This window comes from Pseudoalteromonas rubra (assembly GCF_000238295.3).
Classification (GTDB): domain Bacteria; phylum Pseudomonadota; class Gammaproteobacteria; order Enterobacterales; family Alteromonadaceae; genus Pseudoalteromonas; species Pseudoalteromonas rubra.
The window spans coordinates 23,210-49,599 of sequence record NZ_AHCD03000035.1 but is presented as its reverse complement, the minus strand read 5'-3'; the positions used below and the strand labels follow the sequence as shown (position 1 = coordinate 49,599).

Genomic DNA, 26,390 nt, shown 5'->3' with positions numbered 1-26,390 from the left:
TACAAATCAATATCTTTATTGTAGAACGGCCCACGCTAAGGGCAAAGGGATTTATGAATGTGAGACGTGCAAAAGCGCCTCAAATTCAATGAGGCGCTTTTGTTTCTTTTCAGCTCTGGACTACGCGTCTGGCGCTGTTGCGCCCTGCTGCATCGCTTTGGGTTTGATTTTCAAAATCTTAATACCCAGGTAAGCGTATACGATTGCCAGGAATGGATTGATGAGGTTAAAGAAGGCGTAAACCGCATAATCAAGTGGATTTATTAACAACACACTTTGCATATATGCCCCACAAGTGTTCCAGGGTATCAAAGGACTTGTTATGGTCCCCCCGTCTTCCAGCGTTCTGGATAGGTTCACACTTCTCAGGCCCCGTTTCGTATATTCTTCTTTGAACATACGACCAGGCACCACAATGGCAATATATTGATCCGCCGCGACCAGGTTAGTCCCAAAACAAGTTGCAACCGTAGAGGCAATGAGTGAACCCGTGCTCTTTGCCACTTTGAGAATGCTCTTAACAAACAGTTCAAGCAATCCGGTTTTTTCCATGATGGCACCAAACATCAGTGCCGTCATAACCAACCAGGTCGTCGTCAGCATACTCGACATACCACCACCGCTGAGCAAGTCATCCATCTTGGCGTTGCCTGTTTCAAGACTAAACCCATCGAAGAAAGTGGCCCAAACCAGTTTGAAATGACTGACTAACGCGCCTTCATCCGGATTTACCTGACTCGCTATCAGGTCTCCCTGGAACAACAACGCCCAAATTGCACCAACAACGGCACCAATAGAGATAGCAGGAAAAGCTGGCATCTTTTTAATGGCAAGGCCGAGAAGAATAACCAGAGGTACGAGGTTAACTATGCTGATATTGAAGTTACTTTGCAGGATCGTAGCAATCTCATCAATTTTACTCGATTCACTCGACACGTCAGCATTGAAGCCCATAAAAATAAATATAATTAAGGCGATAACAAAGCTTGGCACTGTGGTCCATAACATGTGCTGAATGTGCTCGAACAAATCACTACCCGCTACCGCTGGCGCTAAGTTCGTTGTTTCTGACAGCGGAGACAGTTTGTCACCGAAGTATGCACCCGAGATAACCGCTCCGGCAGTCACCACAGGATCCAGTCCCAAGCCATTAGCAACCCCCAGCAGGGCAACACCTATGGTTGCGGCTGTTGTCCAGGAACTGCCAATACTCATGGCCACGATACCACAAATCAAACACCCAGCCGCATAAAACCACGAAGGGTGGATAATCTGTAAACCATAGTAGATTAAGGTGGGCACTGTGCCGGAAAGCAACCAGGTTCCAATCAAAGCACCTACCATCAGCAGGATCAGGATTGCCCCCAAAGAGATGGTGATCCCTTTGATCATCGCTTCTTCGAGTGTCTTCCAGGTAAAGCCATTTTTAAGCCCGATCAACGCAGCTGTAAAGGTAGCAAACAGCAGGGCTATCTGGTTTGGCCCTGAAGAAGAATTATCACCGTACAGGTATACAGCGGCACCTAATAGGCTCACCAATACCACAATAGGAATAAAGGCATCCAGATAGGATGCTTGTTTTTGTTGTCTCAAACCAGAATACTCCTTCGCACTTAATGGAGTGCTTTATTATTATCTCTGCCGGGTCAGTTCACTGTAAAGCACAACACCTGAATCTGCGCCCAAGACAGCGCCAGGCAAGTTCCTGCCCGACTATTTTTAATATTGCAGCTGACAATAATAACAAATTTCCCACTCACTGGTAACGAAAAAAGGCGCTCAATGCGCCTTTTCATAGTTTAGCCTTCTGTACGTCTTGTTTTGTAAAACCGTATTCAGTCAGCCATATTGTTCTTTGCCAGACGACCGTAATTGATCAGGTCTTGCGTGATCAGAGCAGCCTCTTCCAGGTATGGGTCCAGCTCAGCAATGATCTCTGGTACGTCATCCAGGTCTTTTACCGGTTTCTGTCCCAGACGCTTCAGGCGTTCATTGGTACGCTTCAGGGCGCGCTCATCGCGTTCTTCACGCTCTTTTGTACGCTCAGCTTCAACCAGCGAAATCGCAATGTCGTCCTTTTGTGCTTTGTATCGCGCGATATCGTCGTAAACATAAGCAAACTCAGGCTCTTTCGCAATACGGATCCCATGGCGCTCATTTAAATACTTGATGGTTGGGCTCAAATCATCCAACTGTCGATATTTGGCTCTAACAATGCTGTCCCATGGCAATGCATTATCTTCCTGGCTTTCGCCCCACTCGGCAGGCTCAACCGCTGAAGGCAGTAAAATGTCCGGGATAACCCCTTTATTTTGCGTGCTGCCACCATCAATACGGTAGAACTTAGCTATGGTATAGGTAATGCTGCCAAGCGCATTGTCGAACAGATCATAGGTCTTTCGCAAACCGCGGTGCTGCTGTACTGTGCCTTTACCAAAAGTTTGCTCACCAATCACGACAGCACGACCATAATCCTGCATCGCTGCTGCAAAAATTTCGGATGCCGACGCACTGTAACGATCAACCAAAACAGTCAATGGGCCATCATAATAAGTCACACCGTCACTGTCTTTCTGAGCTTCAACACGGTTATATGCCGTATGAATTTGAACGATCGGACCTTTGTCGATGAATAAACCTGAAAGCTGTGTAGCTTCATATAATGAGCCACCGCCATTTTGTCTCAGGTCAACGATAATACCATCCACGTTTTGCTCTTTGAGCTTGTCGAGCTCTCTTTTAACGTCTTTTGAGAGGTTATTGTAGAAGCTTGGGATTTCAATCACGCCCACTTTGCTGGTCAGGTCCGAGTAATTCGCTTCGAATACTTCAGACTTAGCTGCCCTGTCTTCGAGACGGATTTTATCCCGTACGATTTCCACAACTTTAGGCGTACCATGCGTATCGCTGCCTTTAAGGTATTGCAGTCTTACTTTGGTACCTTTAGGCCCTTTGATTAGATCAACAACGTCGTCCAGGCGCCAACCAATCACGTCGACAAACTCTTCGCCATCCTGAGCCACACCAACGATGCGATCGTCCGGCTTAATTTTTTCAGTTTTGTCTGCGGGGCCACCCGGCACTAAACTACGTATAATCGTGTAGTCTTCATCATAACCCAGCACGGCACCAATACCTTCCAGCTCAAGCTCCATATCCATCTTGAACTGCTCTGCACGGCGCGGCGACAAATAAGAAGTGTGTGCCTCAATGCTGCGCGCAAACGCATTCATCACAATTTGAAAGGCATCTTCGTTATTAGTCTGTACCAAACGTTTAATGGTATTTTTATAACGCTTGGTAAGGATCTCTTTAATACCAGCCCAGTCTTTACCCGTTAGTTTTAGCCGCAAAGCATCAGACTTGACACGTTGACGCCAATATTCATCTAACTCGGCCTGGGTGCTGGCAAACTGCATGTCTTCTCTGTCAAAAACAAACTCGTCTGGCTTGTCAAACTTCATTTCTGTCTCTAACAGAGAAATCGCATAGGTAAAGCGCTCATAGCGACGCTGCATACTGGCATTGAACATCTCGAAGGCAAAATCGAGTTTGCCTTTTTTGAGTGCATCATCAAATTGCTTTCTGTAGCCCGCAAACTTGTCGATGTCTGACTGAAGAAACAGAGATTTGTTGTAATCTAAGTTTTCGATATAGCGATCAAAGATCTGCTCAGACAGCGCATCGTCAAGTTTAAAGCGCTTATAGTGTTCACGAGTAAATTTACTGGTTACCCTTTTGGTTGCCGTCGCATGCTGGATTTCAGGCTCCAGTACGGGAATGTCTTTTTCCGTTACGGTCTGTGTTGCAGCTGAACACACGCCAGACACAAACAGTGCGATTGCACCAATTAAAGGTAACTTATTACTCATACACAACTCCTTAAAGAATAAACAGGCTTTCTGCTTTTGTTTTAACTTGCATCCCTGTCACTAATTCAACATGAACTTCGTCTTTGTTGACTTCAGTGATGGTTGCATTAACTAAGGCCTGTCCCAACTTTACTTTAACCTTGTTATTTACCTTGACCTCATTTGCCGGAAGAGGTTCAACTTTGCCTGAGCTACGACGTTGCTGTTGCTCTGGTTTAGCATTAACTTTAGCGTTTTTATTGCCGTGACGGTGCTTGTTCTCACCGCGAGATTTGTAAGATTTTGTGTCACCATCGCGACGGCGCTCACCACGACCATCTTGTCTTGGACGTTGCGGCTTCTTACGTTTAGCCATTTTAGCACGTGACTCTTCAAGTGCTTTTTGAGCATGCTCTACATGTTCCTGCTCAACTTTTTCGGCATCATTACCGTCCAGATCAACACGAAATTCGTTGTTAATCACGGCTTCTAAATAGCGCCACGAAGAAGTGTACTTGCGCAGCGCCTGACGAACCTGAGTCTTACTGACTTTTTCAGATCCTTCAATTCTGGCGGCGATATCTTTGAAGATACCGACTTTAAGCGGTTTTATACCGTCTTTTTGTTTAAAACACTGAGGAAACTCGGCATATAAAAAGTCGAGAACCTCTTTGATATCTTTTAGCTTGTTTGTGGTTTCCATGTCTAAACCTATAGTTCAATATTATCATCAAGAGATGACTGAATGTAATGTGTAACCCAGTCAATGAGTTCATCATACTCGGCTTCGACTAGTGCCAAGTCGCCGCGCAGATGCTCCCATATTCCATTTATAATTAAATCAATTCTCTCGCAGGAAAGATCGTCAGGTAGTTGCTCCCAGGCTACGTGGATAAGCTCATTTAACGTCTCTGCGACACGCTCTTCTTCTCCTTCCCAGTCTCCGACATCGAAGGTGGAAAACAGATAATCCTGAACGTTTAGTAGTTCTTTCATTTATAAGGTACCTTCAAAGCATTTTACCAGTGCTTCCAGGCCCATTTTATCTTCATCGTCAAATCTTGCCAGACTCGGGCTATCAATATCTAAAACTGCAAATAGCTCGCCATTTCTCATCACGGGGATCACAATTTCAGAGTTTGAAGCAGCGTCACAGGCAATGTGACCATCAAAGCTGTGTACATCCTCAACTAACTGAGTTGTTAACTCAGCTGCCGCTGTACCGCATACGCCTTTGCCTAATGGGATACGAATGCAGGCGGGGTTCCCCTGAAAAGGACCCAGCACAAGTTCGTCAGTACCATCTAAGAGGTAAAAGCCTGCCCAATTAATGTCTTCCATTGAGGTAAATAATAAGGCGCTGAGGTTTGCCATATTGGCGATGTAGTTGTGCTCATCACCAATCAGGGCCTGAGCTTGTAGGCTGAGGGTATCGTAGAACTTTTTCTTCTGCATTGCGGTCATTCAACAAATTTACATAAGAAGTAAAGGTACTCTTTCGGGCAGCTAAATGAAACCTTTTAGACAGAAAAACTATTAAATTAGTGTAAAACACCGCCGAGCTGTACAAAAAGCCATCAGGCACTTCGCGCGTTGCGGCGTAAACTGAACAAAAACAATCCGCCGCCCAGTGCAGCCATCACTGCATTGATGATGAAAACCATGCCTGAACTTGCAACAAACAAGAAGCTGAACAGGGCGCCACCCAGCATACCAGCAGTTAATACTGCTGAATAAGTTACCTTGTTATAGCGTAGCAGAGCCATGTAAGCCGGCAACACAAAACACGCCATAGACAGACCCACAATGTGTGCATTAGCAACCGCTGTCATCAGTATTTGAAACAAGATTTTGCTCTGACCACTTAGCAACGCGTAGTAGCCACCCAGCACAATGCCAACGATAAGTGGTGACAACAACGAGTACCCCACGGCCTTAGCTACCTGCCCTTTTATCATCTCTTTCACCTTTATCAGTCTGCACAGAGATGTTCAGTGTTGACGTGATTCACCAGTATCACAAGTCAACTTTGGTCGTATACATTTACCCGCCTGTTGCAACAGCCCATAGCATCGCACACAGTAACAACGCAAACAGCACACCTGGTGTCATCATAGACCGCAACACCGCCAATATCAGGCTTATCAAACGGATCTTACGCTGGACAACATGCTGAGGAAGCTGCCAGGATGTTTGCTTTAGCTCGTCTTTTAGCAGCGCTAATCCCTGTGCCGTGGTGTCAGCACCAAGACGCACTAGGCTACCCGCTTCCTGGTATGCCACATTAATATCACCAGCAGGTAAGGCTCCCATACTGTTTATAAACGCACGCGTTGCCATATACAAACCAAAGCCAAGTAACACTGGCCACAGGCCTCCCCAAAAAACCGACACAGTTAGCTGGCCAGACCATGCCCCTTCTGACTGGGGTAACAAGTAACTGAGCACAACCACCAGTATCAGCAAGGCACCAAATGCCCCTAACTGGAGTCTGTCGGCTGGTCCAGCTGCTGTTTTTGAAGCCTTCTGTCCAACCAGGGCTAAAAAGCGCATCATCAGCCAGGTCGTGCCGATTGCAGTAAGCGGTAAAACAGTTCCCATCAAGAGATCTCGTTCCACAACATCCTTCAAAGCGACTTTAGCGACTGCACCACTGGTTAGTGGCAACCCGGCCAGCGCGGCAGCGGGTAAGCATACCGCCAGCCAACATATCCAACGATACTTCTGCCATGCCAGACTTGTATTCATACCGGCAAACAAAAACAGTGCGGCTTTCGCAAGACCATGATGTACCGCATATAACACTATCGCAGGCAACAGGAGTGCCCATACATCCGGGTATTTCAGCCCCACACCGACGGCCGCGATCAGTATCCCCATCTGACTCATAGTCGAATAGGCAAGCAAAGCTTTAGGGTTGTCCTGAGTCACCCCAACCAGCACACCAAAAAATGCTGCAAACAACCCCAGTACCACAAGCAATGAACCAAAAGTTGCAAACGCAATCTCTCCGAATGGAATAAACTTCAACCAGCCTAACAAACCAGCCTTGACCATAACCCCACTTAATGTGCATTAGCAACCGCTGTCATCAGTATTTGAAACAAGATTTTGCTCTGACCACTTAGCAACGCGTAGTAGCCACCCAGCACAATGCCAACGATAAGTGGTGACAACAACGAGTACCCCACGGCCTTAGCTACCTGCCCTTTTATCATCTCTTTCACCTTTATCAGTCTGCACAGAGATGTTCAGTGTTGACGTGATTCACCAGTATCACAAGTCAACTTTGGTCGTATACATTTACCCGCCTGTTGCAACAGCCCATAGCATCGCACACAGTAACAACGCAAACAGCACACCTGGTGTCATCATAGACCGCAACACCGCCAATATCAGGCTTATCAAACGGATCTTACGCTGGACAACATGCTGAGGAAGCTGCCAGGATGTTTGCTTTAGCTCGTCTTTTAGCAGCGCTAATCCCTGTGCCGTGGTGTCAGCACCAAGACGCACTAGGCTACCCGCTTCCTGGTATGCCACATTAATATCACCAGCAGGTAAGGCTCCCATACTGTTTATAAACGCACGCGTTGCCATATACAAACCAAAGCCAAGTAACACTGGCCACAGGCCTCCCCAAAAAACCGACACAGTTAGCTGGCCAGACCATGCCCCTTCTGACTGGGGTAACAAGTAACTGAGCACAACCACCAGTATCAGCAAGGCACCAAATGCCCCTAACTGGAGTCTGTCGGCTGGTCCAGCTGCTGTTTTTGAAGCCTTCTGTCCAACCAGGGCTAAAAAGCGCATCATCAGCCAGGTCGTGCCGATTGCAGTAAGCGGTAAAACAGTTCCCATCAAGAGATCTCGTTCCACAACATCCTTCAAAGCGACTTTAGCGACTGCACCACTGGTTAGTGGCAACCCGGCCAGCGCGGCAGCGGGTAAGCATACCGCCAGCCAACATATCCAACGATACTTCTGCCATGCCAGACTTGTATTCATACCGGCAAACAAAAACAGTGCGGCTTTCGCAAGACCATGATGTACCGCATATAACACTATCGCAGGCAACAGGAGTGCCCATACATCCGGGTATTTCAGCCCCACACCGACGGCCGCGATCAGTATCCCCATCTGACTCATAGTCGAATAGGCAAGCAAAGCTTTAGGGTTGTCCTGAGTCACCCCAACCAGCACACCAAAAAATGCTGCAAACAACCCCAGTACCACAAGCAATGAACCAAAAGTTGCAAACGCAATCTCTCCGAATGGAATAAACTTCAACCAGCCTAACAAACCAGCCTTGACCATAACCCCACTTAACAGTGCACTGGCAGCAACCGGAGCAACGGGGTGTGCCATAGGCAGCCAAACGTGCAAGCCAAACAAGCCGGCCTTTACGCCAAATCCCGCCAGTAAAAACCCAACTGCCCAGGCTGGATAAGCCTGCTCGGGATTGCTTGCAGAGGACGGATCAATAGAACCATAAGCTAAGCCCGCCAGTGCAGTAAACAGCAATAACTCTCCGAGCACCGCCCATTGCATGTAAGACTTACCAGCCTGATGCGCCTCTTCGGTGTCAAAGTGTACAACCAGGCCGTACGAGGCCAGACTCATCAGGGTGAAAAAGCTAATAAAGCCAGAGATGTCCTCGGCGAGAATAAGTCCGAAGTTACCGCACATAGCTAACAAAAAGAACAAACAAAAGCGTACCTTGCGCTTGTCAGTTTTAGCAAAATTGACCGCGAAAACCGCCGCCAGCAGCCACAAACAACCAGCCAGCAAGAAAAAGGTTGAGGTCGTCTCATTCAATGTCATGATACTGCCAAAAAACAGCCAGGGGGTAGTATTTGTACCTTGTGCCGACATCATATAGGCAAACAGAGCAATACCAGCTGACAGAGGTAAAAACCAATGTGCAGCCCTGTGCATCGGCTTGCGTACCAATAACAATGCACATAGTGCAGGCGCGCCTATGGCCAACCACATCCAGGGGATTTGTTGTGAACTTACCGTCAGGATCGACACAAATTCACTGCCGTATTCCCGTGCTGCTATCAGTTTAACCCAATTGAGCGGGCTGAACTGGGCGTCCGCAAACAAGCCTGCGCTCAGTGCCAGTATCGCCGTGACAATTGGCGGCAACATGAGCATCCAGTGTGTCTCAAATCGCCCTCGTGGTTGTTCTTTTGGCCACGCTTCCTGTTGCGGTTTAAACCAGGCGGCATACAGGATAGGCAGAAAGTAAATGGCGTTAAGCAGGCTACTGATAATAAGCACCCCAAGCACCCAATAAAAACCGGCTTCCAGTGCACCAGTACCCAAATACCATTTTGAGATAAAGCCCGCTGCAGGAGGGATCCCTATCATACCCAGCACCGCCAGACTAAACGCCAGCATGGTCAGTGGCATGCGCTTGCCAGCACCGTTCATCTGACTGACTTTAGTCACACCAAGCGTTTCGGCGATACTACCGGCACAGAAAAACATAGTGATTTTCATCAACCCCTGGTGAACCAGGTGTGCAATACCGCCTATCGTCGCAATCGGCCCAGCAATCGCGGTGCCCAGGGCGATATAGGAGACCTGACTAACGGTAGAATAAGCCAGCCTGCGTTTCAGGTCATCCTGAAATACAGCCCGGGTAGAACCATATACTATGGTGATCGACGCCATCACAGCGAGTATGATAGTCAACCCCAGCTCCTGAGCAAACTCAACACCGTAAACATCGTATACGACCCGTACTATGCCAAATGCGCCCGCTTTAACAACCGCTACCGCATGTAACAGCGCGCTGACTGGCGCTGGTGCTGCCATCGCCGCAGGTAACCAACCATGTAAAGGCACCAATGCTGCTTTGACACCCAGCCCTATGATGATCAAGGCAAATATAACTTTAAGATGGAGCGGATCGAGATGTGGCATGGAAGCCAGCAGCCCTGTTGCAGTAAAATCCAGTGATCCAGCCAGGGCTTTTAGCCACACTACCCCGGCCAATAAGCTAGCGCCGCCAAGCATAGTGTAAATGAGATATTTACGCCCTGCTGCAAGCGATGCTTTGTTCCCTTTGTGTACCACCAACGGATAGGTTGTCAGCGTGAGTAGTTCGTAGAAAATCAAGAACGTTATCAGATTACCCGCAAGCGCAACGCCAATGGTGGCAAACACACACAAGCTAAAAAATCCAAAAAAGCGACTGCGGTTAGGTGACTGCTCGAGATATCCAATTGCATAAATCGTGGTCAGCAGCCATAAAAACCCGGATAAAGCGACAAACAATAAAGATAACGCATCCGCATGAAGTACCAAGTCCATATCAGGCAATAATGGCAAACGCGTTTCAAACACCTGCCCCTCGTAAACACCCGAGATCATGACAAGTATCAACGCGACGCAACTAAATGCCCCTAAAAAGTTTAACGTTTTTCTTAGCTTTGGTTTGCTGTCACTGACGAAAAATATAGCCACACCCGATGCCAGTGCACTCAATAATATCAGTAAAGGCAGTATGCTTTGCCACATCATTCGCCGCCTCCTATCGAAACCAGATCAATAATTAGATCCGCATTAAACCCCAGTGCCATCGTACATAGTGCTAAAGCCAGACCACTAACTGGCATAGCAACAGGTACTTTTTGCCAATTGTCTGGTGCGCTTTGTTCACATGCATGCTCAGGTTTAATAAATGCCAGGTCCAGTACTCTGAAAATAGCCAGTGCAGCCAACAAGCCTCCGGTCAGAATGATCAAAACCCACCACCATTGCTGAGTATCTATGGCGACATTCAACAATAACCATTTTGCGATAAATCCGGCGCTGGGCGGTAAGCCAATTAAACTGCCTCCTGCTATTGCAAAAGTAAACAAACTCAAAGGCATGTATTTCGCCATGCCCTGTAACCTGGCAATGTCGTCATGACCCAATGAATGTATGATATTGCCCGCGGCGATGAACATTGCAGCTTTTGCGCAGGCATGCGCGACAATGAAATAAGATACTGCTGCTAGTGCGCTTTGATGTTGTGCAGCCAATTGCGATGCCGACGCCCCGTCCGTACTCATCAAAAGCGGAAACAACAAAAATAGATAACCAATCTGTGCGACGGTCGAATAGGCCACCATCAGTTTAAGGCGTTTTGCTCTGAGCGCTTGCACACACCCCCAGATAATTGCCAATCCACCAAACACACCCAGCAGCATCAACGCCTCATTGGTCACGGCAGGCGTAAGGATCTCCATCCAGAATCGTACCAGCAGATAAAAAGACGCTTTAACAACCAATGCAGACAAAATCGCACTAACGGGTGCCGGCGCACTGCCATGCGCATAGGGCAACCAAAAATGTAATGGAACCAAAGCTGTTTTTAACACCAGGCCCACAGTGATCAGCGCAAGAGCAGCCCAGCTTAACGGATTCGGCTCAACCCGCTCTGCAAGCTGCGCAAAGTCCAGTGTCCCGTAAGCATGATATAACAGTGCGACAGCCAGTAAGTAACAGAGTGACCCCAGCAAGCCTACTAACAGGTATCGCAACGCCGCTGTCAGGCCTTCTTTATTACCACTCAGCGCAACCAGCGCAACTGCCGCCAGCCCAATGATCTCAAGCGTTACGTAAACATTGAAAATATCAGCAGATAAGAATAAAGCGTTAATGCCCGCCACCAGCAACCACCACAGAGGCCAAAAATGGACGCGCGCAGGCGAAGCTGAGAAATAAAAAGCTGAATACAAGGTCAACACAGCGACCAGAAAAGTCGTCAACGTGATCAGCAAAGCCGAGAACCCATCGAGGCTCAGCGCAATACCCAGAGGAGCTACCCAGCCCGCAAGCGAATACCTGAGCGTAATTGTGTCCCCAGCCCCATTGAGCGATAACCCACCTAAGATAAGCCCGATCACCAGCAACAAGCTCATTGCTGTCAGCAGCCCAGTTAACACTTGCGCATTTTTGGTGTTTAACAGCACAGAGACGATGGCACCGACCAAAGGAATGGCCACCAACAAAGGGAGTAATGTGGACATATCTGCTAAGGGCATTAAACATCATCCTTCTGCTTTTCAAGGGCATTGATCCGACACACCAAAGACAAAGCTAACGCCGTGCCGGCAACGGCCACCACTATCCCGGTCAAAACCATTGCGTGAGGCACAAAGTCAGGCGATGCGCCGGTTGAGGCATTAGCGATAAACACCATAAAAACCCCCACACCACAAATGTTGATCGCCAGGATTTTTTTAACGACATGTGCAATCGCTAACACGCCAAACAAACCAATGCCGAATAAAATAATACCAAATACACTATAGGCCAGCGCTTGTGTCATGGACGATCCTCCTTTACCGAGCCGTCTTTTGCTTTTGCTGAGGCGCAACATGAAGTGCGCAGAACAGCAAAACCAAAATAGCGGCTATGGTTAACGTCGCCGCCACTTCAATTATCAGAATCAAAGTGCCAGCCCAGGCAACCGGATAGGCTAGTGCCGTGCCAGTCGATACTATTACGGCAGCGCCAACCAACAAAAATACCGCTAAGCCAACCACTAGCAACACGCGAGCGATCATCGCATTAAAGTTAAAGCTGTGATGCCCGGCCAACAGTAATAAAATACCAGCCCCAGCCAGCAGCGCGCCGGCCTGAAACGCGCCGCCGGGCAAAGCCGCACCAGTCCATAGCAAGTACCCCGAGGTAACGACGATTGCAGGCAGTAACCAGCGCAAAAATGCTTCCAACACAGGGCGGCGCTGTACTGGCTTTGATACCGTGACAAACGCCTGATTACTCTGTTCTTGACTCACTGGCATCACCGCCAGAGCCACAATTAGCAACACCGCGACTTCAAGTAAGGTGTCATAACTACGAAAGTTAAGTAACACCGCCGTAACCGGGTTCTGAACACCGCTTTGCTCCAGGTTAGAGGCGACCAAAGCAACAAGCGGCTGCTCTGCCACCGGAGTGTTAATCAGCGCAAAGATAAGAAACAGGCAAACTAAGCCAACCACTAAACCAACAACAAATAAGACGCCGCCAGATAGTCCTGCTTGCTGCTCCGCGTTACGTGCCAGCGTAATGTCGTTAAACATAGCTCCCCCTGTGGTTATTCAAGTCCATGCTATTGATTGAGCTGTCTGCGTGTTGCAATGAGTAAAGCACCAGTCAACCCAGCGCCGATCGCCGCCTCTGCGATTGCGACATCCCACGCGCCCAATCGCACCCAGGCTAAAGTCACCAGCAAGCCCATACTGATAAACAACAAAATGGCCTGGAATAAGTCTTTCGCGGTGAGACACAGTACTGCTGTCATCACGGCGCCACAGCCCAATAGAAGATCAATAATCAGCTCACCACCTATCATTGGTTTCCTCCTGTTTGATGCTCATCCACGTCTGGTTGCTCCAGTTGCTGAGACTGCGTTTGGCTAGCTAGCAGATAGCAAGAAACCGCACCGGCCAACATCACAGCGACCCAGATCACCAGCAACTGAATGGCATCGGCCATCTCTGCAACCTGAGGGATCACGCCAAGTACAACAAACCCCAACCCTAAATTATCGGCCTTGGTCAGAGCGTGCAGCTTTGACAATTCGTCAGGGAAGCGCCACAGACCAACGCACCCGGCAATAAAGAAAAATACACCCAGTGCCACCATTAACGCGCTATACCAGTCAATCAAGGTCATGATTTGGTATCCCCCATTTTTACCAGAATGACAGTCGCAGTCGGCGCCAGCAAAGCCAAAACCAGCGCAACATTAAACAAAGCACTTTGCTGGTAGACAACGGCCAGCAGAGCCAAAATGGCCACTCCCACCGTGCCAAACAGCTGCAAAGAAAGTATCCGAGTCAGCTTAGAAGGCCCCAGCCAGAGCCGCCAAAGCCCACCTAATAGAACCAGGGTTAGAACGGTCACCATCCAGTTTAAATACTCACTCATTGTTGCTCCTTCATAACTGGCACAGCTTGTTTATCTATTTCTAAATCAAACAAGTAGGCGATTTTTTGTTCACAGTCAATCACATCCTTATAATTGCACTCTGTGACCTCTAACATATGAACTAGCAAAGAGTCACCTCTGAGCTGTGCACTCAACGTGCCCGGTAATAAGCTGATAAGATGAATAAACCACAGCTGTGCATGACCCGGAGGTAAACGCAGTGGATACGTTACCGTTCCCGGGTGCATGGAAACACGACGTGAAAATGCCAGACGCGCAGTTTGTATTCCTCCTTTCAGGGAATTAAGCAGGAAATACGGCAACAAACGCAGTAGCCGAACATAATGAAACTCTCCTGTTACACATTTGCCATTGTTACTCGTAATAATGCGTGGAGAATCATTAAAAAGACGCATGCTCATCCAGACAGACACAGGGACAACGACAATACCTATCACCCAGGAGGACCATGCCCCTTTTGTGAGTAATAACCATAATCCGCTGAAGATCAATGCCCGGATAAGCAAGGTCCGTTTGTCTGAATTGTAAGAATGCGTCTTTGAGTTCATACCGATTCACTCACTCTGTTAGTGTTTGGATCCGAGGTCGCCTGTGCATCTTTGTTTTTGCTACGCAAATGCTTCTCAACCCCAACAATCAGAGAGATGAACCAGCCACAGGCGATAACTCGTAGCCAGGCTTCCAGTGAGATAGGCGCACTCTGGAACCAGTCATTCATCAAAGGTTGATAGGTAAACAATAACTGTAGTGCCATCATGAGCGCGATACCAATCCAGATCCAACGGTTTGAAAACAACCCGACCGAAAATACCGAGCGGTCCAGAGAACGACAGTTAAACAAATAGAATGCTTCGCCCACCACAAACATAGCGACTGCGACCGTTCTAGCTTGTGCTTCTGTAGCCCCCCACATCAGCTCTAGCTCATATAAACCAAATGCTGTGATACAGAGCAAAGAAGACACCAACAAAATTCGCCACATTAATATTCTATCGATTATGGGGGCATTCGGATCATAAGGGGGGCGATCCATTATGCCCTTTTCGCGTGGCTCAAAAGCCAACATCAAACCGAGTAAAATGGCTGTTGTCATGTTGACCCATAAGATATGCACTGGTAGTAACGGTAATGAGACACCCAATAGCACAGCCAGCAGAATCACTAACCCTTCACCGCCATTAGTAGGTAACGTCCAGACGATAAACTTCTTAAGGTTATCGAATACACCACGACCTTCCTCAACAGCGGCCCGCACGGTAGCAAAGTTATCATCAGTCAGCATCATATCAGAGGCATCCCGTGCCACTTCCGTGCCGTTTAGTGCCATGGCAACACCGATATCCGCTCGTCTGAGCGCCGGGGCATCATTAACTCCATCGCCCGTCATCGCCACAACATGGCCTTCAGCTTGCAGCGATTTCACCAGCTGTAGCTTGTTTTCGGGGCTAACTCGGGCAAACACATCGTTATTGGAAGCGATGTCACTGAATTCATGTTCAGACAGATCACCTAACTGATAGCCAGTGACGGTTTTACCCGTACTTTGTGGCTGTATAATACCTAATTGTTTGGCGATACTGGTGGCAGTTAATGCATGATCGCCGGTGATCATCTTGACCCGGATCCCTGCCCGGTGACAGGCAGCAACGGCCTCGATTGCCTCCGGACGAGGCGGATCGATCATCGCCTGTAATCCGAGAAAAACCAGTTCCTGGGCAACATCTTCGTGACTCAGCGTGGTTTGCGCATCCATCGATGTTTTACTGGCAAATGCCAGTACACGTAACCCCTTTGCAGCCAGCCGTTCGGCTTCTTGCTCAATGCCGTCCTGATCCAGCCCGATGGTCTCGCCCTGCTCATTCAACATAAACTGACACTTGGGCAAAATGCTCTCGATGGAGCCTTTCATATGGATAATATGCGCACCGTCAACTTTATCCAGGGTAGCCATATACTGATATTCAGACTGAAACGGAATGCAGTCGATGCGTTTTGCATTTAGACTGCCCGGCGCCATACTCGCCTTGTGAGCTGACACCAATAATGCCGCCTCAGTTGGGTCACCGCTGATCCGCCACTGTGAGTTTTCCTGGTCCGGCGCCATTAACTGCGCATCATTACATAACGCACCGGCTCTGAGCGTGGCAGACAAAGCAGGCTGTTTTTGCGGTTCGGTGACAAGCGGTTGCGCATCACGGTCCCCGATGACGCCTTCTGGATCATAGCCATTCCCAGATACACTACACAGTTTGCCGCCACTGTATATACGCTCTACTGTCATTTCATTTTTAGTCAAAGTACCGGTCTTATCTGAGCAAATGATCGTGGTGCTCCCCAGCGTTTCAACCGCTGGCAGATTACGGATCACCGCTTTGCGTTTGGCCATGCGCGAGACGCCAATGGCCAGCATAATAGTCACTGCCGCAGGTAACCCTTCCGGAATTGCGCCCACAGCCAGAGCAACCGCAGCCATAAACGATTCCAGCAGAGGCTGGCCATGTAAATACCCTATCAATAGAGTAATGGCCGCAAGACCAACAATTGCGTATAGCAGTACATGACTGAATTGCTTGATGCGCTTAGTTAGTGGCGTATCCAGTGTTGGCGTGGTCGCAATCAGCTCTGAGATTTTACCGATTTCAGTGTTGTCTCCTGTTTCGGTCACAACACCGACCCCAGTGCCGTACACAACCAAAGTGGAAGAAAACGCCATATTTTGCCTGTCTCCCAGCAAGGCTTCTTTGGCCAGCACCTCAAGGTTCTTTTCAACAGGAACTGATTCGCCAGTCAGCGCCGACTCATCAACCTGCAAGTCTCTGACCTTCACCAGACGCATGTCTGCAGTGACTTTGTCACCCGCTTGCAGCAGGACGATGTCACCGGGCACAAGTTGCTGAGCAGGTATGGTCGTTTTTACCCCATCCCGGATCACAGTCGCGGTAGATTTAATGCTGCCAGACAAGGCGTTAATAGCGTTGATTGCTTTAGATTCCTGAACAAAGCCGATGATGGCGTTGAGCAGTACCACGGCAAAAATGACAATGGCATCAACCCACTCCTGGAGCGCCAGTGTCACCACCACCGCAGAGAGCAGGATATAGACCAAAGGCTGATGGAACTGCATTACAAACCGTTTAATTGGTCCGTCTCCATCGTGCTTAGTAATGGCGTTAGACCCAAATTCCGCCTGTTGCCTGTCGACCTGTTGCAAAGATAGCCCCTGCTCCGGGTCGGCCTCGAACTGCTTGAGTACTTCTTCTGAGTGTTGACTGTGCCAGTCTTTCAGATCTTGCATAAAACACCTCGGGAACTAGTTGTACTAAATCCATACTAGGGTGTCGCAATGCTATGTAAAACTCGAATTATTAACTTTAAAATATCGAAAAAATCGAACTTTTAGTTGAGCAAACAGCTGATCTTCTGGCTCTTTGAAAACGTACACTATGCGAATAAAGACGATTTAGCCGAATTCAAAATTGCAGCGATCGCCGGATGTCGGATCTTGCGTTCCGCTGATATTGCATAGAATTTTTGTTTAACTTGAGTCAGTTCACCCACCGGGCGCACATGAAAGGAGTCACATACATCGTCAGCTATCGTGCTGGGCATAAAAAAGATCCCCAAACCAGACTGACCAAACGACTTCATTAATGCACTGTCATCAAACTGCGCCACAATATTGGGATGAATATTCTGATCACTCAGCCAGAAATCAAATTCTTTGCGAATCTCATGTTGCTGCGTTGGCAACAGCAAAGGCGCATTATTGAGCGAAATCGGAAAGTTTTTCTCATATTGCCTGGCCAGTGCCGGCGCTGCCAGAAAGGTTATGCCACTTTCCCCTAGTAAGTGGTTATAAGCTTTGACACTGAATGCCCCCGTTACAGGCACATCGCTTAACACCAAATCCACTTTATGAACGGCCAGATCGGCCAGCATACTATCTACCGGCCCTTCCAGACTGGTCAATCGAATTTCCTGCTCTATGTGCATAGCCGGTTTGATAATTTTGTGTACTATGGTTTTGGGTAATACGCTCGATGCCCCAACAATAAACTCTGCGGGTCCTATCGCGTTGTTGCCTTTCAGGACGTCACTCAACTCGTTGCCAAGTTCAAATATTTCATCTGCGTAACGTAGTACCACCCTGCCCGTATCGGTTAACCGCAAGCCTCGCCCTTCTTTTTGCAAAAGCTCATTACCAACCCGTTCTTCCAGAAGGGACAACTGACCACTGATGGTTTGTGGGGTTATGTTCAGTTTTGCGCTGGCCTTAGCAATGCTACCTTCATGTGCCACCGCCCAGAAGTACTTTAAGTGTTTGTAGTTAATCACATCCTGCATCGTGCTTTCTCCAACTCGCTGACACTTCGAATAATCCGAACTGTAGTATATAGAACAAACGATTTCATTTAATTCTTTTCGATTGATACGCTTGTTGGTGTAAAACGATCATGTTGAGACAAAATTCGAACATGCCCCGAATCTATTAACGATAATACTAACCAGCGAGAGCAAAATATGTGGGTAGATGTGTTTTCATCCCATAGTGACACAACAGAGGCCGAAGATAATTATGTAGATGCTCAAATCAGGCTGATGCTTGGCCGCTATGCAGGTCAGATAGATAAAGTTGAGGTGTATCTGTTGGCTGATGAAACCCAAACGCAAACCCAACCACAATTTCAATGCACCATACGCGTTGGTTTAAAGGGCTATCAAGCTGTAGAGGCTAATGAAGTGGCAAGCAAAGCATCCGACGCAATCAATGCCTGTGCACATCGCGCAAAGCGCTACGTGAAAAGAGCATTGCGGCTCTCTGGTTAAGACATGCTTTGGTTGATGCCAAGAAAAAAGGCCGCAAGTCATAAACTTGCGGCCTTAATAACGACTTCATTAATGCACTGTCATCAAACTGCGCCACAATATTGGGATGAATATTCTGATCACTCAGCCAGAAATCAAATTCTTTGCGAATCTCATGTTGCTGCGTTGGCAACAGCAAAGGCGCATTATTGAGCGAAATCGGAAAGTTTTTCTCATATTGCCTGGCCAGTGCCGGCGCTGCCAGAAAGGTTATGCCACTTTCCCCTAGTAAGTGGTTATAAGCTTTGACACTGAATGCCCCCGTTACAGGCACATCGCTTAACACCAAATCCACTTTATGAACGGCCAGATCGGCCAGCATACTATCTACCGGCCCTTCCAGACTGGTCAATCGAATTTCCTGCTCTATGTGCATAGCCGGTTTGATAATTTTGTGTACTATGGTTTTGGGTAATACGCTCGATGCCCCAACAATAAACTCTGCGGGTCCTATCGCGTTGTTGCCTTTCAGGACGTCACTCAACTCGTTGCCAAGTTCAAATATTTCATCTGCGTAACGTAGTACCACCCTGCCCGTATCGGTTAACCGCAAGCCTCGCCCTTCTTTTTGCAAAAGCTCATTACCAACCCGTTCTTCCAGAAGGGACAACTGACCACTGATGGTTTGTGGGGTTATGTTCAGTTTTGCGCTGGCCTTAGCAATGCTACCTTCATGTGCCACCGCCCAGAAGTACTTTAAGTGTTTGTAGTTAATCACATCCTGCATCGTGCTTTCTCCAACTCGCTGACACTTCGAATAATCCGAACTGTAGTATATAGAACAAACGATTTCATTTAATTCTTTTCGATTGATACGCTTGTTGGTGTAAAACGATCATGTTGAGACAAAATTCGAACATGCCCCGAATCTATTAACGATAATACTAACCAGCGAGAGCAAAATATGTGGGTAGATGTGTTTTCATCCCATAGTGACACAACAGAGGCCGAAGATAATTATGTAGATGCTCAAATCAGGCTGATGCTTGGCCGCTATGCAGGTCAGATAGATAAAGTTGAGGTGTATCTGTTGGCTGATGAAACCCAAACGCAAACCCAACCACAATTTCAATGCACCATACGCGTTGGTTTAAAGGGCTATCAAGCTGTAGAGGCTAATGAAGTGGCAAGCAAAGCATCCGACGCAATCAATGCCTGTGCACATCGCGCAAAGCGCTACGTGAAAAGAGCATTGCGGCTCTCTGGTTAAGACATGCTTTGGTTGATGCCAAGAAAAAAGGCCGCAAGTCATAAACTTGCGGCCTTAATGTGGCGGAGAGATAGGGATTTGAACCCTAGATACGCTATTAACGTATGCCGGTTTTCAAGACCGGTGCTTTCAACCACTCAGCCATCTCTCCGAATCAGATTGTCGCCGTTCACCTGTGAACTCTCAGAGGCAAACCTGCGTAAAATTAGGTGGCGGAGAGATAGGGATTTGAACCCTAGATACGCTATTAACGTATGCCGGTTTTCAAGACCGGTGCTTTCAACCACTCAGCCATCTCTCCGAATCAGATTGTCGCCGTTCACCTGTGAACTCTCAGAGGCAAACCTGCGTAAAATTAGGTGGCGGAGAGATAGGGATTTGAACCCTAGATACGCTATTAACGTATGCCGGTTTTCAAGACCGGTGCTTTCAACCACTCAGCCATCTCTCCGAATCAGATTGTCGCCGTTCACCTGTGAACTCTCAGAGGCAAACCTGCGTAAAATTAGGTGGCGGAGAGATAGGGATTTGAACCCTAGATACGCTATTAACGTATGCCGGTTTTCAAGACCGGTGCTTTCAACCACTCAGCCATCTCTCCGAATCAGATTGTCGCCGTTCACCTGTGAACTCTCAGAGGCAAACCTGCGTAAAATTAGGTGGCGGAGAGATAGGGATTTGAACCCTAGATACGCTATTAACGTATGCCGGTTTTCAAGACCGGTGCTTTCAACCACTCAGCCATCTCTCCGAATCAGATTGTCGCCGTTCACCTGTGAACTCTCAGAGGCAAACCTGCGTAAAATTAGGTGGCGGAGAGATAGGGATTTGAACCCTAGATACGCTATTAACGTATGCCGGTTTTCAAGACCGGTGCTTTCAACCACTCAGCCATCTCTCCGAATCAGATTGTCGCCGTTCACCTGTGAACTCTCAGAGGCAAACCTGCGTAAAATTAGGTGGCGGAGAGATAGGGATTTGAACCCTAGATACGCTATTAACGTATGCCGGTTTTCAAGACCGGTGCTTTCAACCACTCAGCCATCTCTCCGAATCAGATTGTCGCCGTTCACCTGTGAACTCTCAGAGGCAAACCTGCGTAAAATTAGGTGGCGGAGAGATAGGGATTTGAACCCTAGATACGCTATTAACGTATGCCGGTTTTCAAGACCGGTGCTTTCAACCACTCAGCCATCTCTCCGAATCAGATTGTCGCCGTTCACCTGTGAACTCTCAGAGGCAAACCTGCGTAAAATTAGGTGGCGGAGAGATAGGGATTTGAACCCTAGATACGCTATTAACGTATGCCGGTTTTCAAGACCGGTGCTTTCAACCACTCAGCCATCTCTCCGAATCAGATTGTCGCCGTTCACCTGTGAACTCTCAGAGGCAAACCTGCGTAAAATTAGGTGGCGGAGAGATAGGGATTTGAACCCTAGATACGCTATTAACGTATGCCGGTTTTCAAGACCGGTGCTTTCAACCACTCAGCCATCTCTCCGAATCAGATTGTCGCCGTTCACCTGTGAACTCTCAGAGGCAAACCTGCGTAAAATTAGGTGGCGGAGAGATAGGGATTTGAACCCTAGATACGCTATTAACGTATGCCGGTTTTCAAGACCGGTGCTTTCAACCACTCAGCCATCTCTCCGAATCAGATTGTCGCCGTTCACCTGTGAACTCTCAGAGGCAAACCTGCGTAAAATTAGGTGGCGGAGAGATAGGGATTTGAACCCTAGATACGCTATTAACGTATGCCGGTTTTCAAGACCGGTGCTTTCAACCACTCAGCCATCTCTCCGAATCAGATTGTCGCCGTTCACCTGTGAACTCTCAGAGGCAAACCTGCGTAAAATTAGGTGGCGGAGAGATAGGGATTTGAACCCTAGATACGCTATTAACGTATGCCGGTTTTCAAGACCGGTGCTTTCAACCACTCAGCCATCTCTCCGAATCAGATTGTCGCCGTTCACCTGTGAACTCTCAGAGGCAAACCTGCGTAAAATTAGGTGGCGGAGAGATAGGGATTTGAACCCTAGATACGCTATTAACGTATGCCGGTTTTCAAGACCGGTGCTTTCAACCGCTCAGCCATCTCTCCGCAGCGAGGCGAATATTAGAGAATCCCGGCCTCCTTGTGAAGCTTTTTTTTCGCTTTTTTGTTTAATTGGTCAAAATTCACTTTATTTGTATAAACATCGGACACGTTGGGAGGTTTTATGGTCAAAAATCGGGAGTTAGAGAACTTTTAACCTAGTTTTAGGGTCTACTAAACCAGAAAGGTTTGCCGAGCGTTTTAACTCTTGGTAATCTTGGCCTAGAATAATTTTCGGAACATAATGTTTCTAATAAGGAGCTGAAAATGGCGTTCAATCATTCGTACACTGGCCAAAAAGTGGCTATGTCGACGGTCGAAACTAACAAGGTGCTAAAAAACACCTACTTCCTACTGGCAATGACACTGGCATTTAGTGCGATTACTGCTGCCATCTCTATGACTATGGCACTACCACGCTTTACCGGTCTTGTCTGTTCTTTAATTGCGTTTGGTCTGTTGTTCGTGATCCAGAAAAAAGCGAACTCAAGCTCAGCGATTGGTCTGGTTTTCCTATTCACTGGCCTTATGGGCTTTGGCTTAGGCCCTATGCTTAGCCACTATGCAGCAATGCCAAATGGTAGCCTGTTAATTGCACAGGCACTGGGCTCAACTGCTTTAGTGTTCTTTGGTCTGTCTGCATACGCGTTAACAACTAAGAAAGACTTCTCCTTCATGGGCGGTTTCCTGGTTGTAGGTATGCTGGTCGTGATTGTTTCGAGCCTGGTTAACTTGTTTATCGGCAGTTCAATTGCCTTTATCGCGATTAACGCCGCTGTTGTATTACTGATGTCTGGTTTCATTTTGTACGACACAAGCCGCATCGTAAATGGTGGTGAAACAAACTACATCCTGGCAACAGTAAGCCTGTACCTGAGCATTTATAACCTGTTCACGTCTATCCTTGCGCTGCTTGGCTCAAGTGATGACTAATACGCTCAGTTTGCTAAAATAAGCCCCATCCGGGGCTTTTTTTATGAGTAACTTTTGAGTCAATACGTACTTTCCCTGCACAGCAATGTAAGTGATCATGATGCTTTACAACAGCTGGTGCGGTTCGCCAAAGCTTTACAAGCACAAGATCACCAGATCAAATGTATTTTTCTTTACCAGCAGGCCGTTTTGTTTGCCAGCCAACACTTTAGTCTCGCCAGTGATGAACTGCAGCCGGCTCAACTGTGGCAATCGCTGCATGACGCAGGCATTGCACTCAAGCTGTGTGTCACAGCCGCAGAAAAGTATGGCCTGGACACCTCGCACTGTGGCCCATTTGAAGTCGCCGGATTGGCAGAGTTTGCTATGCTGGCCACCAAAGCAGATAAGTGGGTGCAATTTAAATGAGCGAAAACATTTTGGTGATCAATCACACCGCTCCCTTTGATGGCGCAAATATCCGCGAGGGATTAGATATGGCATTGATTTTTGCCGCGCTGGATCAAAACGTGTCCTGGCTATTCAAAGGTCCAGCGGTACTGGCGTTAAAAGCAGGCAATGATGCGTCTCAACTGGGTATGAAAAATTACTTTAAGCAGCTCAAAACGCTGGAGATTTATGACGTTGAACAAATCTATGTATGTGCCGACGCCATGAGCCAGTTTGCTCTGACTGCGGACGACTTAAACATAGATGCGCAGATCCTGACTCTGGATGCACAACAGACGCTCCTTCAGCAGCAGAACAAGGTAGTGAGTTTATGAGTCTCCCGACATTACACATTTTTTCCAAGCCAATGAGCTACTACAAAGCAGCATTTGATGCTTCCCTGCTCGGTGAGCAGGATGTGCTATTGCTCACCCGGGATGCCTGTTATGATCAAAGTGCATGGCGTGCATTAAGCGCTAACCGCATCTGTATGCTCAGTATTTGTGCACAGGCACGGGGCGTCAACGCACAGGATAACATCGAATTGCTCGACGACCAGCAGTGGATCATGCTGGTCGAGCAATGTCAAAAAACAATTACGTGGTAACTATGCTCGTTTTTCAAGATAAACAGATCGAAACAGACAAAGAAGGCTACCTGCTGAACCATCAGGACTGGCATAAAGAACTGGCACCGCTGCTCGCAGAGCAAGAGAATATTACGCTGACAGATGCTCACTGGGAAGTTGTCAACTTTGTGCGCGACTTCTATGAAGAATATAACACCAGCCCGGCTATACGCATGTTGGTTAAGGCCATTGGTCAGAAGTTAGGGGAAGACAAAGGAAAGAGTATTTATTTGTACAAGCTTTTCCCTAAAGGTCCGGCAAAACAAGCGACTAAAATAGCCGGTTTGCCAAAACCGGCTAAGTGTATCTAGTCGAACAAACAGCAGGTTATTGCTGCGAGGCGTGCCACAAGGTACTGATTTCATCAAGCGTGGCAGGATCGTCAATGGTTGACGGTACTGTCATCGCTTCGCCATCCACCAGCTGGCGTAAGTTTTTGCGTAATATCTTACCAGAGCGTGTTTTAGGTAAGCGCTCTACAACCAAAATTTGTTTCAGACACGCGATTGCGCCAATTTTCCCCCGAATAGACTGCACCAGCTCTTCACGCAATTGCGCTTGAGTGAGCTGGCTTCCATCTTTGAGCACTACCATAGCGACAGGTACCTGCCCCTTTAATTCATCTTTGGCTGCAAAGACAGCGCATTCTGCCACTGCTTCATGCGCCGCCACCACTTCCTCCATCTCTCCAGTTGATAAGCGATGGCCCGCAACATTAATCACATCATCCGTGCGCCCCATAATAAAGACGTACCCCTCTTCATCTAGGTATCCGCCATCTCCTGATAGGTAATAACCGGGGAACTCCGACAGATACCCCTGCTTAAAGCGAGTGCTATTTTGCCAGATACTGCTCAGACAACCGGGTGGTAGCGGTGTTTTAAGTGCAATGAGCCCCTGTTCATTGGCCGCACAAGGTTCACCATTCGCATCCAGGACAGTCAATTGATAACCCGGCGTAGGCACCGATGCACTGCCCGCTTTGGTCGGTAACGGCGACAACCCCATAGGGTTGGCGGCAATGGGCCAGCCAGTTTCAGTTTGCCACCAATGGTCAATAACCGGCAGTCTTGTCACCGACTGCAACCAATCATAGGTAGCCGGGTCCAAACGCTCGCCAGCGAGAAATAAGGTTTGTAATGAACGGGTATTGTACTGAGCGAACAACTTACCTTCTGGATCTTCTTTCTTAATGGCTCTAAAAGCTGTCGGTGCACTGAACAATGCATTGACCTGATACTCCTCGACAACCCGCCAAAATGCCCCCGCGTCCGGGGTTCTGACGGGCTTGCCCTCATACAGCAAAGTGGTGCAGCCAAACAACAGTGGCGCATAAACGATATAAGAATGACCCACAACCCAGCCAATATCAGAAGCGGCCCAGAACACCTGGCCAGGTTTCATACCATACACAGTTTCCATACTGTAATGTAACGCTACGGCGTGTCCCCCCTGCTCACGCACCACCCCTTTAGGTACCCCCGTTGTACCTGATGTGTATAAAATATAGAGCGGATGAGTTGCAGGCAAAGGTACTGCATCTACCTTGGGGGCGGCAGCAACCAGTTCACACCAGTCGATATCTCGGGGGGTCAACATCGATGCGCGATACTGACCACGCTGCCATATAACTGTATGCTCAACTCCATGCGTCGCCAACGCCAGTGCTTCATCCAGCATGGCCTTGTACTCAATCACTCTGCCGACTTCAACGCCACAAGATGCACTTAGCACCAACTTGGGCTTTGCATCGTCAATACGCACAGCAAGTTCTTTAGGTGCGAAACCGCCAAATACGACCGAATGAATGGCCCCAAGTCGCGCACATGCCAACATGGCTATTACCGCTTGCGGGATCATTGGCATATAGATAACGACTCTATCCTGGGCAACAACACCGAGTTTACTCAGCGCGCCTGCAAAATGGCTGACTTCATCCAGCAACTGAGCATAGGTGTAACACTGCTTCTGCTCAGTCACGGGTGAATCATAAATGAGCGCAACTTGTTCCGCTCTACCTTCATTTACCTGCTGATCCAACGCCAGATAGCTGGTGTTGAGTTGGCCGTCTTCAAACCAATGGCTTAATGACTCATGGTCGTAACTTACGCCTGTTTTGGGTGGGGTGTGCCAGTTGAGTCGACCAGCCTGGTGTAGCCAAAATGCCTCAGGGTCTTGCTCAAATAGCTCATATGCCTGTTGATAGGTTTGGTATGCTGTTGTTGTCATAATGATTTCCTGTTGGGCCGGGTAAAGATAGTTTGATATTTTGCCAACTGGCTAACACCCGGTTAACGACGAGTACGCTATTAAACATAGAATTACTGAAATAAAGACAACACTAGACATTGGTCGATGGCAGGAAAGAATTTGATCCACCGCAAGCTCTCAGTGGATAAGGGAGTTGCGGGCCCTCAGC

At 48.0% G+C, this 26,390-nt stretch carries 27 protein-coding genes and 14 tRNA genes; 7 read left to right on the top strand and 34 right to left on the bottom strand.

Going from position 1 to position 26,390, the window contains the following annotated elements; all coding sequences use genetic code 11:
- Positions 1–120: 120 nt before the first annotated feature.
- The 18 genes from nhaC to nhaR all read right to left on the bottom strand — a co-directional run bounded on the left by nhaC (position 121) and on the right by nhaR (position 18,154).
- Positions 121–1,593, bottom strand: coding sequence for a Na+/H+ antiporter NhaC (gene nhaC / locus PRUB_RS11295; protein WP_010386045.1), 1,473 nt, complete (start codon positions 1,591–1,593; stop codon positions 121–123).
- Positions 1,594–1,835: 242 nt separating this feature from the next.
- Complete coding sequence (gene prc / locus PRUB_RS11290; protein WP_010386043.1) at positions 1,836–3,872, bottom strand: carboxy terminal-processing peptidase; 2,037 nt, start codon at positions 3,870–3,872, stop codon at positions 1,836–1,838.
- A gap of 10 nt (positions 3,873–3,882) precedes the next feature.
- Positions 3,883–4,554, bottom strand: a complete 672-nt coding sequence (gene proQ, locus PRUB_RS11285; protein ID WP_010386041.1) for an RNA chaperone ProQ — start codon at positions 4,552–4,554, stop codon at positions 3,883–3,885.
- Between the two features lie 8 nt (positions 4,555–4,562).
- Complete coding sequence (locus PRUB_RS11280; RefSeq protein ID WP_010386040.1) at positions 4,563–4,847, bottom strand: hypothetical protein; 285 nt, start codon at positions 4,845–4,847, stop codon at positions 4,563–4,565.
- Positions 4,848–5,306 (bottom strand): GAF domain-containing protein, encoded by a 459-nt coding sequence (locus tag PRUB_RS11275; protein ID WP_040644932.1) that lies wholly within the window; start codon positions 5,304–5,306, stop codon positions 4,848–4,850.
- 122 nt (positions 5,307–5,428) lie between these two features.
- The gene (locus PRUB_RS11270) at positions 5,429–5,806 is read right to left on the bottom strand and encodes a hypothetical protein (RefSeq protein WP_040644933.1); all 378 of its coding nucleotides are present in this window, start codon (positions 5,804–5,806) and stop codon (positions 5,429–5,431) included.
- A gap of 88 nt (positions 5,807–5,894) precedes the next feature.
- Entirely contained in the window at positions 5,895–6,908 is a 1,014-nt protein-coding gene (locus PRUB_RS11265) for a proton-conducting transporter transmembrane domain-containing protein (RefSeq protein WP_198452350.1), read from the bottom strand.
- Between the two features lie 8 nt (positions 6,909–6,916).
- Positions 6,917–7,069 carry a hypothetical protein gene (locus PRUB_RS11260; RefSeq protein WP_198452367.1) on the bottom strand — a complete coding sequence of 51 codons (153 nt, stop codon included), beginning with the start codon at positions 7,067–7,069 and terminating at the stop codon, positions 6,917–6,919.
- Between the two features lie 85 nt (positions 7,070–7,154).
- Positions 7,155–10,385, bottom strand: coding sequence for a complex I subunit 5 family protein (locus tag PRUB_RS11255; protein WP_010386037.1), 3,231 nt, complete (start codon positions 10,383–10,385; stop codon positions 7,155–7,157).
- On the bottom strand, positions 10,382–11,896 hold the full coding sequence (locus PRUB_RS11250) for a complex I subunit 5 family protein (protein WP_010386036.1): 1,515 nt from the start codon (positions 11,894–11,896) through the stop codon (positions 10,382–10,384). The genes PRUB_RS11255 and PRUB_RS11250 overlap by 4 nt, the downstream gene beginning before the upstream one ends.
- Entirely contained in the window at positions 11,896–12,183 is a 288-nt protein-coding gene (locus tag PRUB_RS11245) for a Na+/H+ antiporter subunit C (RefSeq protein WP_010386035.1), read from the bottom strand. The genes PRUB_RS11250 and PRUB_RS11245 overlap by 1 nt, the downstream gene beginning before the upstream one ends.
- Positions 12,184–12,196: 13 nt before the next feature.
- Entirely contained in the window at positions 12,197–12,940 is a 744-nt protein-coding gene (gene mbhE / locus PRUB_RS11240; RefSeq protein WP_010386034.1) for a hydrogen gas-evolving membrane-bound hydrogenase subunit E, read from the bottom strand.
- A gap of 29 nt (positions 12,941–12,969) precedes the next feature.
- Positions 12,970–13,212, bottom strand: a complete 243-nt coding sequence (locus PRUB_RS11235) for a DUF4040 domain-containing protein (protein ID WP_010386033.1) — start codon at positions 13,210–13,212, stop codon at positions 12,970–12,972.
- Positions 13,209–13,535, bottom strand: a complete 327-nt coding sequence (locus tag PRUB_RS11230) for a monovalent cation/H(+) antiporter subunit G (protein ID WP_010386032.1) — start codon at positions 13,533–13,535, stop codon at positions 13,209–13,211. Before PRUB_RS11230 ends, PRUB_RS11235 begins: the two co-directional genes overlap by 4 nt.
- A complete protein-coding gene (locus PRUB_RS11225) occupies positions 13,532–13,789 on the bottom strand; it encodes an MrpF/PhaF family protein (protein WP_010386030.1) in 258 nt (85 codons plus the stop codon). The genes PRUB_RS11230 and PRUB_RS11225 overlap by 4 nt, the downstream gene beginning before the upstream one ends.
- A complete protein-coding gene (locus PRUB_RS11220; protein ID WP_010386029.1) occupies positions 13,786–14,358 on the bottom strand; it encodes a Na+/H+ antiporter subunit E in 573 nt (190 codons plus the stop codon). The genes PRUB_RS11225 and PRUB_RS11220 overlap by 4 nt, the downstream gene beginning before the upstream one ends.
- Positions 14,355–17,105, bottom strand: coding sequence for a cation-transporting P-type ATPase (locus PRUB_RS11215; protein ID WP_010386028.1), 2,751 nt, complete (start codon positions 17,103–17,105; stop codon positions 14,355–14,357). Before PRUB_RS11215 ends, PRUB_RS11220 begins: the two co-directional genes overlap by 4 nt.
- A 146-nt stretch (positions 17,106–17,251) precedes the next feature.
- A complete protein-coding gene (gene nhaR, locus PRUB_RS11210; RefSeq protein WP_010386027.1) occupies positions 17,252–18,154 on the bottom strand; it encodes a transcriptional activator NhaR in 903 nt (300 codons plus the stop codon).
- A 177-nt stretch (positions 18,155–18,331) separates the two neighbouring features.
- Here nhaR and PRUB_RS11205 point away from each other — a divergent pair, with 177 nt between their 5' ends.
- Positions 18,332–18,637: an HPF/RaiA family ribosome-associated protein gene (locus tag PRUB_RS11205; protein ID WP_010386026.1), complete on the top strand. Its 306-nt coding sequence runs from the start codon at positions 18,332–18,334 to the stop codon at positions 18,635–18,637.
- Here the strand turns inward: PRUB_RS11205 and PRUB_RS11200 are convergent.
- Positions 18,576–19,403 (bottom strand): LysR family transcriptional regulator, encoded by an 828-nt coding sequence (locus tag PRUB_RS11200; RefSeq protein ID WP_198452349.1) that lies wholly within the window; start codon positions 19,401–19,403, stop codon positions 18,576–18,578. The two genes, PRUB_RS11205 and PRUB_RS11200, sit on opposite strands and share 62 nt — an antisense overlap.
- Positions 19,404–19,580: 177 nt before the next feature.
- On the opposite strand from PRUB_RS11200, the gene PRUB_RS11195 reads away from it, so the two are divergent.
- Positions 19,581–19,886: an HPF/RaiA family ribosome-associated protein gene (locus PRUB_RS11195; RefSeq protein WP_010386026.1), complete on the top strand. Its 306-nt coding sequence runs from the start codon at positions 19,581–19,583 to the stop codon at positions 19,884–19,886.
- A gap of 60 nt (positions 19,887–19,946) precedes the next feature.
- Here PRUB_RS11195 and PRUB_RS11190 read toward each other — a convergent pair.
- The 14 genes from PRUB_RS11190 to PRUB_RS11125 form a co-directional block, all read right to left on the bottom strand.
- Positions 19,947–20,037 (bottom strand) — tRNA-Ser (locus PRUB_RS11190).
- 59 nt (positions 20,038–20,096) lie between these two features.
- Positions 20,097–20,187 (bottom strand) — tRNA-Ser (locus PRUB_RS11185).
- A gap of 59 nt (positions 20,188–20,246) precedes the next feature.
- A tRNA-Ser gene (locus PRUB_RS11180) sits at positions 20,247–20,337 on the bottom strand.
- 59 nt (positions 20,338–20,396) lie between these two features.
- Positions 20,397–20,487: transfer RNA gene (locus PRUB_RS11175), tRNA-Ser, on the bottom strand.
- 59 nt (positions 20,488–20,546) lie between these two features.
- Positions 20,547–20,637 (bottom strand) — tRNA-Ser (locus PRUB_RS11170).
- Positions 20,638–20,696: 59 nt separating this feature from the next.
- Positions 20,697–20,787 (bottom strand) — tRNA-Ser (locus tag PRUB_RS11165).
- A 59-nt stretch (positions 20,788–20,846) separates the two neighbouring features.
- Positions 20,847–20,937: transfer RNA gene (locus tag PRUB_RS11160), tRNA-Ser, on the bottom strand.
- 59 nt (positions 20,938–20,996) lie between these two features.
- Positions 20,997–21,087: transfer RNA gene (locus PRUB_RS11155), tRNA-Ser, on the bottom strand.
- Positions 21,088–21,146: 59 nt separating this feature from the next.
- Positions 21,147–21,237, bottom strand: a tRNA-Ser gene (locus PRUB_RS11150).
- Positions 21,238–21,296: 59 nt separating this feature from the next.
- Positions 21,297–21,387, bottom strand: a tRNA-Ser gene (locus tag PRUB_RS11145).
- Positions 21,388–21,446: 59 nt separating this feature from the next.
- Positions 21,447–21,537: transfer RNA gene (locus PRUB_RS11140), tRNA-Ser, on the bottom strand.
- Positions 21,538–21,596: 59 nt separating this feature from the next.
- A tRNA-Ser gene (locus PRUB_RS11135) sits at positions 21,597–21,687 on the bottom strand.
- Between the two features lie 59 nt (positions 21,688–21,746).
- A tRNA-Ser gene (locus PRUB_RS11130) sits at positions 21,747–21,837 on the bottom strand.
- A gap of 59 nt (positions 21,838–21,896) precedes the next feature.
- Positions 21,897–21,987 (bottom strand) — tRNA-Ser (locus tag PRUB_RS11125).
- Positions 21,988–22,248: 261 nt separating this feature from the next.
- Here PRUB_RS11125 and PRUB_RS11120 point away from each other — a divergent pair.
- The 5 genes from PRUB_RS11120 to PRUB_RS11100 are packed head-to-tail and all read left to right on the top strand — an operon-like array spanning position 22,249 to position 24,282.
- Entirely contained in the window at positions 22,249–22,914 is a 666-nt protein-coding gene (locus PRUB_RS11120; protein WP_010386025.1) for a Bax inhibitor-1/YccA family protein, read from the top strand.
- A 54-nt stretch (positions 22,915–22,968) separates the two neighbouring features.
- Complete coding sequence (locus tag PRUB_RS11115; RefSeq protein ID WP_010386024.1) at positions 22,969–23,322, top strand: DsrE family protein; 354 nt, start codon at positions 22,969–22,971, stop codon at positions 23,320–23,322.
- The gene (gene tusC, locus PRUB_RS11110) at positions 23,319–23,678 is read left to right on the top strand and encodes a sulfurtransferase complex subunit TusC (RefSeq protein ID WP_010386023.1); all 360 of its coding nucleotides are present in this window, start codon (positions 23,319–23,321) and stop codon (positions 23,676–23,678) included. The genes PRUB_RS11115 and tusC overlap by 4 nt, the downstream gene beginning before the upstream one ends.
- Positions 23,675–23,950, top strand: coding sequence for a hypothetical protein (locus tag PRUB_RS11105; protein ID WP_010386022.1), 276 nt, complete (start codon positions 23,675–23,677; stop codon positions 23,948–23,950). The genes tusC and PRUB_RS11105 overlap by 4 nt, the downstream gene beginning before the upstream one ends.
- Positions 23,951–23,952: 2 nt before the next feature.
- A complete protein-coding gene (locus PRUB_RS11100) occupies positions 23,953–24,282 on the top strand; it encodes a TusE/DsrC/DsvC family sulfur relay protein (protein WP_010386021.1) in 330 nt (109 codons plus the stop codon).
- Positions 24,283–24,298: 16 nt separating this feature from the next.
- Here PRUB_RS11100 and PRUB_RS11095 read toward each other — a convergent pair whose 3' ends face one another.
- Positions 24,299–26,200: a propionyl-CoA synthetase gene (locus PRUB_RS11095; RefSeq protein WP_010386020.1), complete on the bottom strand. Its 1,902-nt coding sequence runs from the start codon at positions 26,198–26,200 to the stop codon at positions 24,299–24,301.
- Between the last annotated feature and the right edge of the window lie 190 nt (positions 26,201–26,390).